General features: G+C 63.2%; 11 protein-coding genes. 8 read left to right on the top strand and 3 right to left on the bottom strand.

Annotated features, from left to right (window positions below):
• On the bottom strand, positions 1-660 hold a 660-nt coding region (locus L0U82_RS18860), incomplete at its 3' end, for a DnaA N-terminal domain-containing protein (protein WP_326489737.1).
• A 383-nt stretch (positions 661-1043) separates the two neighbouring features.
• Here L0U82_RS18860 and rpmH point away from each other — a divergent pair.
• From rpmH to yidC, 4 genes are all read left to right on the top strand, one after another.
• The gene (gene rpmH, locus L0U82_RS18855) at positions 1044-1178 is read left to right on the top strand and encodes a 50S ribosomal protein L34 (RefSeq protein ID WP_004198824.1); all 135 of its coding nucleotides are present in this window, start codon (positions 1044-1046) and stop codon (positions 1176-1178) included.
• A gap of 10 nt (positions 1179-1188) precedes the next feature.
• Positions 1189-1677, top strand: coding sequence for a ribonuclease P protein component (locus L0U82_RS18850; RefSeq protein ID WP_233833057.1), 489 nt, complete (start codon positions 1189-1191; stop codon positions 1675-1677).
• A 115-nt stretch (positions 1678-1792) separates the two neighbouring features.
• Positions 1793-2023, top strand: a complete 231-nt coding sequence (gene yidD / locus L0U82_RS18845; RefSeq protein WP_233833055.1) for a membrane protein insertion efficiency factor YidD — start codon at positions 1793-1795, stop codon at positions 2021-2023.
• 30 nt (positions 2024-2053) lie between these two features.
• Positions 2054-3712 (top strand): membrane protein insertase YidC, encoded by a 1659-nt coding sequence (yidC, locus tag L0U82_RS18840; protein WP_233833053.1) that lies wholly within the window; start codon positions 2054-2056, stop codon positions 3710-3712.
• A 144-nt stretch (positions 3713-3856) separates the two neighbouring features.
• Here yidC and L0U82_RS18835 read toward each other — a convergent pair whose 3' ends face one another.
• Positions 3857-4276, bottom strand: a complete 420-nt coding sequence (locus L0U82_RS18835) for an XRE family transcriptional regulator (protein ID WP_233833051.1) — start codon at positions 4274-4276, stop codon at positions 3857-3859.
• Between the two features lie 372 nt (positions 4277-4648).
• On the opposite strand from L0U82_RS18835, the gene mnmE reads away from it, so the two are divergent.
• The 3 genes from mnmE to L0U82_RS18820 all read left to right on the top strand — a co-directional run bounded on the left by mnmE (position 4649) and on the right by L0U82_RS18820 (position 7815).
• Positions 4649-6043, top strand: coding sequence for a tRNA uridine-5-carboxymethylaminomethyl(34) synthesis GTPase MnmE (gene mnmE / locus L0U82_RS18830; RefSeq protein ID WP_233833049.1), 1395 nt, complete (start codon positions 4649-4651; stop codon positions 6041-6043).
• 174 nt (positions 6044-6217) lie between these two features.
• The gene (locus L0U82_RS18825) at positions 6218-7408 is read left to right on the top strand and encodes a tyrosine-type recombinase/integrase (protein WP_233833047.1); all 1191 of its coding nucleotides are present in this window, start codon (positions 6218-6220) and stop codon (positions 7406-7408) included.
• A gap of 245 nt (positions 7409-7653) precedes the next feature.
• On the top strand, positions 7654-7815 hold the full coding sequence (locus L0U82_RS18820) for a hypothetical protein (RefSeq protein ID WP_233833046.1): 162 nt from the start codon (positions 7654-7656) through the stop codon (positions 7813-7815).
• 56 nt (positions 7816-7871) lie between these two features.
• Here L0U82_RS18820 and L0U82_RS18815 read toward each other — a convergent pair whose 3' ends face one another.
• Entirely contained in the window at positions 7872-8201 is a 330-nt protein-coding gene (locus L0U82_RS18815) for an ecotin precursor (protein WP_233833045.1), read from the bottom strand.
• A 320-nt stretch (positions 8202-8521) separates the two neighbouring features.
• Here L0U82_RS18815 and L0U82_RS18810 point away from each other — a divergent pair, with 320 nt between their 5' ends.
• On the top strand, positions 8522-10147 hold the full coding sequence (locus L0U82_RS18810) for a methyl-accepting chemotaxis protein (RefSeq protein WP_233833043.1): 1626 nt from the start codon (positions 8522-8524) through the stop codon (positions 10145-10147).
• Positions 10148-10159: the final 12 nt, after the last annotated feature.

Genomic DNA, 10159 nt, shown 5'->3' with positions numbered 1-10159 from the left:
CTGGATCGCCGCCGCGCGTGCAAGCTGGTTGGCCTTACCGGTCACGAAGTTATCGAAGGTCAGCACCGGATTCAGCTTCGAGCGCTCGTACATCGAGTCGTTCTCGCCACTGCCGGCGGCACCAGCGCCTTGGCCCGGGCGCCACGTACGGCGGGCGGACGCGGCTTCATTGGCGTCGAGGCTCGGCAAATCGAGATCGGCGGCATCGTCTGCCACGGCACGGGAATGGGCGTTTTGCATCGCGACAGCGGCTGCCGCGGCGGGATTGGCGCGCGCCATCTGCGCGGCTTGCACCGCGCTGACGGCTGCATCCACGGCGGCCACGCCACCTGCATTGCCGCCTTGCGGCGCCGACGAAACCGGACGCACGGGCGCGGCGGCCGGCGCTGCCGCAGCCGGGCTGCGCATGCCGGCCTTCGGATCCAGCACGAATTGCACGTCGATCGGGGCATGCCAGAAATCGCGGGCCATATCCGCGATGCGGCCGGAGAACTGGCTCTTGACCCAGTCGAGCTTGAAGCGGTTCGGCGCGGCGATGGAAAGCGTGTTCGCATCGGCGTCGAAGGCGACCGGGGCCAACGGTTTGATCCACGTCACGTACTGCTGGGGCGTAAGCTCACGCTCCAGCAATGCGGAACAGTGTTGCCAGAATTCGTTCATCGAGTTGCTGTCGTTATGGTGTGCACGGCGTCGCCGCTGCCCTTGTCGCGCGGACGCAACAAGGCCCTGAGCAGCCAGGCGTAACGGCCCCAGGCGCTTGTGCCACAAGGGTTTGCGGGACAAACGTGCCGGAGCGTCGTGCAACATTTTTGGGAAAGTAAGGCGAGATTCTAACGCCAAAACGGAGCCGCAAGGGAGTTATCCACAGGGACGGATCAGCTGGCCGAACGGCCAGCGGCCACGCCCGACGGCCGCTAAACTATTGACGGCCAACGGAAAACCGGTTTAAATAGCGGGTTCCGCGAAAACCAATTTCAGCAAACCACCGGCCATTGCGCTTTCAGCGATGATCGCGCGGTTTTTTTCGATCAAGTGAGAGCAACATGAAACGTACTTACCAACCTTCCGTTACCCGTCGCAAGCGCACCCACGGCTTTCGCGTTCGCATGAAGACCGCTGGTGGCCGCAAGGTCATCAACGCACGTCGCGCGAAGGGTCGCAAGCGTCTCGCTATCTAAGGCGAGTCGATTGCGCGCTGTGACCGAAGCCCGCGGCGAAGCGGGAGCGGCCGGGGCGCAGCAACCGGGCCCGGTTCCGTTGCCAGCGCAAGCCGCCTTCCCCAAAGCCGCAAGGCTGCTAAAAACGGATGAATTTTCATCCGTTTTTCGTTTGCGGCCTTGGCGCCGTACCGCGCACTTCGTCGTGTACGGTCGGCCCACCGGCAACGAGGCGCGTCTCGGTCTCGTGATCGGCAAGAAGTACGCGCCGCGCGCGGCCACGCGGAATCTGGTGCGCCGAATCGCGCGCGAGGCCTTCCGGCTGCGCCGCGCGGAATTCGGCGGTTGGGACATACTGCTGCGTCTGCATACGCGTTTCGACAGGAAAGCCCTGCCGAGCGCGTCGTCACCGCCGTTAAAGGCGCTGTGCCGCAGCGAAATCGAGGCGTTGCTCGACAAGGCAGCGCGCGAAGTTAGCCGTCGTCAGGCGCCGCCCGCGGAAGCGCCCAGGACGGAATGACGCAGCGACCGTCCGCACCACCATGGCCGCTGCAACGGGCGTTGCGCCGGCAGCTTCAGGGGGCGGGCGTCGCCCGGTACTCCACGTTGCGCGGCACGATCCGGCCGCACCTGTCATGCAAACGGTACTCATCGCTTTATTGCGTTTTTACAAGCTTGCCGTCAGCCCCATGCTCGGCAACCGGTGCCGTTTTTATCCTTCCTGTTCTGAGTACGCGCGCGAGGCAATCCAGTATCATGGCGCCGCGCGCGGGACTTATCTCGCCGTGAGGCGTGTTTGCCGCTGTCACCCGTTTTCCGCGGGCGGCATCGATCTCGTCCCGCCACCCACTTCTGAAAAGCGCTGACGCGCCGTTCCATCGACACTGAGACAACGCATGGATATCAAACGCACCGTCCTATGGGTCATCTTTTTCATGTCAGCTGTCATGCTGTTCGACAACTGGCAACGCGACCACGGACGCCCGTCGATGTTCTTCCCGAGCGCCACGCCGACCAAGACGGTCGCCAGCGCCGCCCCGGGAACCACGACGCCGGAAACCCAGCCGGCCGATCTGCCGGCCACCAACGCAGCCGCGCCCGGCAATACGCCGGCGGCCGCGCAATCGCAACTCGTGAAGTTCAGCACCGACGTCTATAGCGGCGAAATCGACACCCGCGGCGGCACGCTGTCGCGCCTGTCGCTCGTGAAGCAAGGCGACGGCAAGACGCCGGATCTGATGATCACGCTGTTCGACAAGACCAACAATCACACCTACCTCGCCCGCACGGGTCTGCTCGGTGGCGATTTCCCGAATCACAACGACGTCTTCACGCTGATGCCGAATCAGCCGACCCAGTTGGCTGACGGTCAGAACTCGTTCCAGATGAGCTTCGAATCGCCGGAAAAGGGCGGCCTGAAGGTCATCAAGACGTATACGTTCACGCGCGGCAGCTATGTGATCGGCGTCGAGACGAAGATCCAGAACGTCGGCACGACGGCGGTGAACCCGCAGCTCTATATGGAACTCGTGCGTGACGACCAGCCGGTCGAAACGCCGCGTTTCTCGCACACGTTCATCGGCCCGGCTGTCTACACCAACGAACATCATTTCCAGAAGATGACGTTCAGCGATCTGGACAAGAACAAGCAGGATTTCGCGAGCTCGGCCGATAACGGCTGGGTCGCGATGGTCCAGCACTACTTCGCGTCCGCGTGGATTCCGAAAGCAGGCGTCAAGCGCGACTTCTACGCGGAGAAGATCGATCCGTCGCTGTATCGCGTGGGGATGAAAGAGCCGCTGCCGACCATCGCCCCGGGCCAGACGGTCACCGTGTCGGCGCGCCTGTTCGCCGGTCCTGAAGAAGAGCGGATGCTCGAAGGCATCGCGCCGGGCCTCGAACTGGTGAAGGACTATGGCTACGTGACGATCATCGCGAAGCCGCTGTTCTGGCTGCTCGAGAAGATCCACAGCTATGTCGGCAACTGGGGCTGGTCGATCGTGCTGCTCACGCTGCTGATCAAGGCGGTGTTCTTCCCGCTGTCGGCCGCGAGCTACAAGTCGATGGCGCGCATGAAGGCGATCACGCCGCGCATGCAGGCGCTGCGCGAACGCTTCAAGGGCGATCCGCAGAAGATGAACGCGGCGCTGATGGAGCTGTACAAGACCGAGAAGGTCAATCCGTTCGGCGGCTGTCTGCCGGTCGTGATCCAGATTCCGGTGTTCATCTCGCTGTACTGGGTGCTGCTGTCGTCGGTGGAAATGCGCGGCGCGCCGTGGATTCTGTGGATTCAGGATCTGTCGCAGCAAGACCCATACTTCATCCTGCCGGTGCTGATGGCCGTATCGATGTTCCTGCAGACCAAGCTGAACCCGACCCCGCCGGACCCGGTTCAGGCCAAGATGATGATGTTCATGCCGATCGCTTTCTCGGTGATGTTCTTCTTCTTCCCGGCTGGTCTGGTGCTGTACTACGTCGTGAACAACGTGCTGTCGATCGCGCAGCAGTACTACATCACGCGGATGATGGGCAAATCGAAGGTGAAGCCGGCCTGACGTTCAGGCACCACGGCGAGCCACGAGCCCGCCGCAGCCGCCGCAACGCGAAGCAAGCTGCAAACAAAAAGCCGCCCGGTGCAAACCGGGCGGCTTTTTTCATGGCGCGGCGCGACAGAAACGCAACGCGCTGCGATCACCACTTCATGCTTCGTCGCTTTCGTCGTCGGTATCCTCACCGTAAAAGCGCACGATCATTTCCTCGACCGGGTTGCGGTCTTTCGGCGTCAGCGATGCAATCTTCGAAGCGAGTTCGATCGTCTCGGGCGTGGGCGGATACTTTTCGCCGCGCGCCATCGGTCGGGTTGTCGTGCCGGGCGGCGGTCCGTAATGGAGCCAGTGTTCCTTGACGTTCAACCATTCGGCGAGCGTACGCAGCTTGTCCTGTTTCGGGATCGTCGTGCCGGTGAGCCATTTGTGCGCCGTTTGCGGCGTCACCGGACGCTCACCGTGATAGCGCAGATTAAATTGCTCGGCAAGCTTGGTCCCGCCGCGAATTTTCAGCGGCTCCAGCAGGTCTTTGAGCCGCTTGGCGAAGGCGGCCTTTTCTTTGTCGGTTGGCATGGGCCAGATTGTGCAATTCGGCGTCCAACCAGTTGACAACCAGACAAGATTAGATTTTGCTTATTTGAGATAGTTTTAGCTTGCACCGTAAGCCGGGCAACGCGTTCGGCGAATTCAACTTTTTATCATCTTTTTGTTGCCTGGCTTGCGTTTGCGCCCGACTCTTATCCTAGCCTGTCTTAGATGTTTCTACAGAATGCAGTAGCAATCCTAGCCTGTATAAGATAAATCTGAATTTTGCGCCCAAGGCCATCATCGCCTGCACCACTCGGACGACGGCCGTCGGCCATCCGATGCGCGCGCGTTACAATGCCTCGCGCCGCGTCGACCTACACGGCCCTCCCCTCCCCAGCGCTTTTTGCCGAACTCCCGATGCTCACCACCGATTCCGATCCCATCGTCGCCATTGCCACTGCGCCCGGCCGCGGAGGCATCGGCGTGGTCAGGATTTCGTTCGGCCGCGCGGGCGAGGCGGCGGCCCAGCCGCTGATGCGGGCGCTCACCGGTCAGGCGCTCGCGCCGCGCCACGCGAGCTACGTGCCGTTCCTCGATTCAAGCGGCAATCCGCTCGATCGCGGCATCGCGCTGTATTTCCCCGCGCCGCATTCGTACACCGGCGAGCATGTGTTGGAGTTGCAAGGCCATGGCGGTCCGGTCGTGCTGCAACTCGTGCTGCAGCGCTGCATCGATGCGGGTCGCGCGTTCGGTCTGCGGCTGGCCGAGCCCGGCGAATTCACGCGGCGCGCGTTCCTGAACGATAAGCTCGATCTCGCGCAAGCCGAAGCCGTCGCCGACCTGATCGAAGCGAGCACCGAGGCGGCCGCGCGCTCGGCGGGCCGCTCACTCGACGGCGCGTTCTCGCGCGACATCCACGCGCTCGTCGAAGACGTGATCACGCTGCGGATGCTCGTCGAAGCGACGCTCGACTTTCCGGAAGAAGAAATCGACTTTCTCGAAGCCGCCGACGCGCGCGGCAAGCTCACCCGCATCCGAGAACGTCTTGCGCACGTGCTCGGCGAGGCGCGCCAAGGTGCTCTGCTGCGCGAGGGTCTGTCGGTCGTGCTCGCGGGGCAGCCGAACGTGGGCAAGTCGTCGCTGCTGAACGCGCTGGCCGGCGCGGAGCTGGCCATCGTCACGCCGATCGCCGGCACGACGCGCGACAAGGTCGCGCAGACGATCCAGATCGAAGGCATCCCGCTGCATGTGATCGACACCGCCGGCCTGCGCGAGACCGAGGACGAGGTCGAGAAAATCGGCATCGAGCGCACATGGGGTGAGATCGAGCGCGCGGACGTGGTGCTGCACCTGCTCGACGCGCGCACCGGCATGACGGCCGACGACGAAACGATCGCCGGACGTTTCCCGCGCGGCGTGCCGGTCGTGCGGGTGCTGAACAAGACCGACCTGACCGGCCTCGCGCCGGCCACACAAGCACTCGACGCCGATCTCGAACTCAGCGAAGTGCGTCTGTCGGCGAAAAAGGGCGACGGCGTCGCGCTGCTGCGCGACGAACTGCTGCGAATCGCCGGCTGGCAGGCGGGCGCGGAGAGCGTGTACCTCGCGCGCGAGCGGCATCTAATCGCACTGCGCGCGGCCGACGAGCACCTCGCGACGGCCGCTGCGCACGCGGAACAGAATGCCCAGGCGCTAGATCTGTTCGCCGAGGAACTACGGCTCGCCCAGGATCAACTGAACTCGATTACCGGCGAATTCAGTTCGGACGACCTGCTCGGAGTGATTTTCAGTAGATTCTGTATTGGCAAGTAACGCCGAATCCGCACGCAAGCCAATATCGTTGACCACAAAGCATTTCGCTCAACCTCTGCCCATTCTCCGCAAGCCAAAAATCCCGCCTCGTCAGCCTAAAATGGCACAAATCTTTGGTACACAACTGGCATAAGGTTTAAAATCGGCCGCAGTCCGCGCATCGAAGATCTCAGCATGCCCCGCCTCGCCACGCCTCTCACCGAATCCCAGATCCGCGCGCTCGAACCGCGCGCGACCCGCTATTGCGTCGCCGACGGCAACGGCCTCGTCATCGAAGTGATGGCGACCGGCAGCAAGATCTGGCGCTTTCGCTACACGTTGAACGGCAAGCGCCAGCCGCTCGCGACCATCGGCGATTACCGGATGATTTCGCTGCGCGTCGCGCGCGCCAAGGCGCAGAAGTACGCGGCGCTGGTCGCACAAGGCATCTCGCCGGTGGCCACCGCGCGGCGAGACCGCGGCGCCGAAAGCAAGGCCGATGTGCTGCGCGAGGCCGCCGAACTGTATCTGGCGACGGCGCTCGCCGGTAAATCGGACGAATATCGCCGCACCACGCGGCGAGCGCTCGACAAGGACGTGCTGCCCGCGATCGGCGGCAAGCCGATCGGCGCGGTGAGCGCCGACGACATCGTCGCGATCTGCGAGCGCATCAAAAGCCGCGGCTCGCCGAAGATGGCGCTGCATACGCGCAACGTGGTCAAGCGTCTGTACGCGTACCTGATCGCCCGCCAGCTCGCGACGAGCAATCCGGCCGAGGTCGTTCCGGCGCGCTCGATCGCCACCTTCGACAGCCGCACCCGCGTGCTGTCCGGCGCCGAAATCGGCGTGATGCTGCGCGCGATCGATACCTCCAACATCCGTCGGCCGCTGAAACTCGCGCTGCATCTGCTGGTACTGGCCATGGTGCGCAAATCCGATCTGATCGAATCGACGTGGGCCGAATTCGATCTGGACCGCGCGCTGTGGACGATCCCCGCCGCGCGCCTGAACACGCGCGAGGACCGCGTCGTCTACCTGCCGCGCCAGGCGGTGGCGATGCTGCGTGAGCTGCATCAGGCGCGCGCCAGCGAAAACTTCGTGTTCCCGAGCGTCAGGGGCGACGACCGGCCGATCGCCAAAAGCACGTTGAACCAGGCGGTCAAGGCGTTGGGACTGGAGGTGGAGCATTTCGTGCTGCATGACTTCCGTCGCACCGCGTCGACGCATCTGCGCGACATGGAACTGCAATCAGGCGAACGGAGCGACGCAACGCACCGTGAAGCGATCGATGAAGCGGCACGCCAGCGTGCTCAGCTTCAGAGTTGGGCTGACTTTGTCGATACCCAGATAGAAAACGCGCGGCAAAGCGCGAACGGGGTGATCTGACGGCAATACGATGGGTTTTGGCGTCATCCGCCGTGCGCGCGAATGCCGTGGATTCGATGGTACACAGACCATCACCAACCCACGCCAACTCATGATCAACAAAGAAAAATCGGCAGATCAATCCGGTTTCCGAACCGGCCTTACATCCCTCGTGGACGCCTCCGACGACCGTTTCACATCGTCGTTCTTACCCCGCTTCCATCGCCTACACTGAGAGATGGATGCAAGCCGATACGGAGGTTCCGATGTCTGAATCGCTGCTCGCCTATCTGATGGGGCCCGCCGTCATGCTGGTGGTCGGCTTTGCCATCTGGATGGCGTCCCGTCGCCACGACCCGTCCAGGCCGCCTAAGCTCGAGCGCTGGCTCGACACGCATTACGCGGAGTGGCTGCACCACAAACACTGAGGGTGCGTGAAATCAAAAAGGCCGTCGCTCGGGCGACGGCCTTTTTGTCTGCGTGATCACCACGCCGGCTGAGGTTGGGAAGGCGCATAGCCGTACGCCCCTGCCGGCGGCGCACTGCACGCGACATACGCGCGCTGGTACTGGTCATAACAATATCCGGGCGGCGGCCCCGCATAGACCGGCGCAGGCTGATACGCCGGCTGCGCATAAACCGGCTGCTGATAAGCGACCACAGGCGCCGGATTCAACGCGGACGTCACGACCGCGCCGAGCACCGCGCCGCCGATCAGTGCGCCCACCACATCGCCACCATGTCCGTGCGCGGACGCTTGCCCCGCCACGCTCAGACTACCCGCCATCACCAACGCCACTGCGATCTTTTTCATGTTGAGCTCCCGCCGTTCAGGCATGGAACGGATTGTGAGGGGCGCGCACGGAAATAGATGCTGCAAGTGGTAACCGAACATTAACTCTGTAACAGGCACTTCATTCGTGCGACCGGCAGCGCGCCGCGCTATTCGCGTATCTGCTTTTTTCACACGTCGATCATTCCAAAACCCCGCGGTGATCCATGTAGAATTCGCCGGATGAATTGTCGGAAAAAAGCGAGCGAAGTGCGGGTAACAGCGAGCTTCCGATTCAACGATCCGGTTCGCGGCAATTGATACAACGGATCGAACAAAGCCAAAAAGCAGGGGGCGGGCACGTGAAACAATGGACCATCCGGCGACGGATTCTGTGCAGCTTCGGGGTCGTGCTGATCGTGATGCTGGCCATGGCGATCGTTACATTCGAACAGCTCGGCGGCATCGACAGCGATGCGAACAGCCAGCAGCAAGACTCGATGCCTGGCCTCTTCTACGCGACCGAAATGCGCGCGGCGTGGTTCGAAAACTATTCGATCACGCAGCGCCTGATCTTCGTCGACGCGGACGCCGATGCCGTCAAGCGCGACATGGCGCGTTTGCAGGAGACGCAGCAGGCGCTGCAGAAACTCATCGACAACTACGGCTCGACGGTGTTTCGCGCGACCGATCGCGATCTCTTCAACGAATTCCGTCAGATGGGTACGCAGTACGCACCGCTGCAGGCCGCGCTGCTCAACAGCCTGCCGGGCTCGAAGGACAACGCCGCGCGCATCTTCAATACGCAACTCACGCCGGTCTGGGAACGTGGCCGGCTGGCGGTGCGCAAGCTCGTCGAGGACAACAAACGCTATGCGGACCAGTCCACCGAAAGCATCCGCAAGTCGGTCGAGACGACCCGCATCGTGCTGCTGGTGATGCTGCTGCTCGCCGCGATCGCCGCTGCGCTGGCCGGCTACTGGCTGCTGCGCGCGGTCACCGTGCCGATGGCGAAGGTGCTGCAGGTGGTCGACGTGATGCGTACCGGCGATCTGACGCAGCGTCTGCAACTGCAGCGCTCGGATGAAATCGGCGCGCTCGAAGCGGGCTTTAACCGCATGACCGACGAGCTGACCGCGCTGGTCGGCCAGGCGCAGAAATCGGCGGTACAGGTCACGACGTCGGTCACTGAAATCGCCGCGACCTCGCGCGAGCAGCAGGCCACCGCGAACGAAACCGCCGCCACCACCACTGAAATCGGCGCGACGTCGCGCGAGATCTTCGCAACCTCGCGCGATCTGCTGCGCACGATGAACGAGGTGTCGGAAGTAGCGGGCCAGTCGGCATCGCTTGCCGGCACCGGCCATGCGGGCCTCGCGCGCATGGAAGACACGATGCGCCACGTGATGGAAGCAGCGGGCTCGGTCAACGCGAAACTGGCGATCCTCAACGAGAAGGCGAGCAACATCAACCAGGTCGTCGCGACGATCACGAAGGTTGCGGATCAGACCAATCTGCTGTCGCTGAACGCGGCGATCGAAGCGGAAAAAGCCGGCGAATACGGCCGCGGCTTCGCGGTCGTCGCCACCGAAATCCGCCGCCTCGCCGACCAGACCGCGGTCGCCACCTACGACATCGAACAGATGGTCAAGGAGATCCAGTCGGCGGTGGCCGCCGGCGTGATGGGCATGGACAAGTTCTCCGAGGAAGTGCGCCGCGGCATGCACGACGTGCAGAACGTCGGCGGCCATCTGACGCAGATCATCGAGCAGGTGCAGCAGCTCGCGCCGCGCTTCTCGATGGTCAACGAGGGGATGCAGACGCAGGCGACCGGCGCCGAGCAGATCACCCAGGCGTTGACGCAACTGTCCGAAGCCGCGCAGCAGACGGCGGAATCGTTGCGGCAGTCGACCCAGGCCATCGACGATCTGACGCACGTCGCCAACAGCCTGCGCACCGGCGTGTCGCGCTTCAAGGTGATGGCCTGACGCCGCTCGCGC

Source organism: Paraburkholderia sp. ZP32-5 (genome assembly GCF_021390495.1).
Taxonomy (GTDB): Bacteria; Pseudomonadota; Gammaproteobacteria; order Burkholderiales; family Burkholderiaceae; genus Paraburkholderia.
The sequence above is the reverse complement of the archived record's forward strand: the minus strand, read 5'-3'. Positions and strand labels throughout refer to the sequence as shown.

Coding starts and splice junctions, on each gene's coding strand:
- rpmH (WP_004198824.1), top strand. CDS start 1,044: ATGAAACGTACTTACCAACCTTCCGTTACCCGTCGCAAGCGCACCCAC.
- yidD (WP_233833055.1), top strand. CDS start 1,793: ATGCAAACGGTACTCATCGCTTTATTGCGTTTTTACAAGCTTGCCGTC.
- yidC (WP_233833053.1), top strand. CDS start 2,054: ATGGATATCAAACGCACCGTCCTATGGGTCATCTTTTTCATGTCAGCT.
- L0U82_RS18835 (WP_233833051.1), bottom strand. CDS start 4,276: ATGCCAACCGACAAAGAAAAGGCCGCCTTCGCCAAGCGGCTCAAAGAC.
- mnmE (WP_233833049.1), top strand. CDS start 4,649: ATGCTCACCACCGATTCCGATCCCATCGTCGCCATTGCCACTGCGCCC.
- L0U82_RS18825 (WP_233833047.1), top strand. CDS start 6,218: ATGCCCCGCCTCGCCACGCCTCTCACCGAATCCCAGATCCGCGCGCTC.
- L0U82_RS18820 (WP_233833046.1), top strand. CDS start 7,654: ATGTCTGAATCGCTGCTCGCCTATCTGATGGGGCCCGCCGTCATGCTG.
- L0U82_RS18815 (WP_233833045.1), bottom strand. CDS start 8,201: ATGAAAAAGATCGCAGTGGCGTTGGTGATGGCGGGTAGTCTGAGCGTG.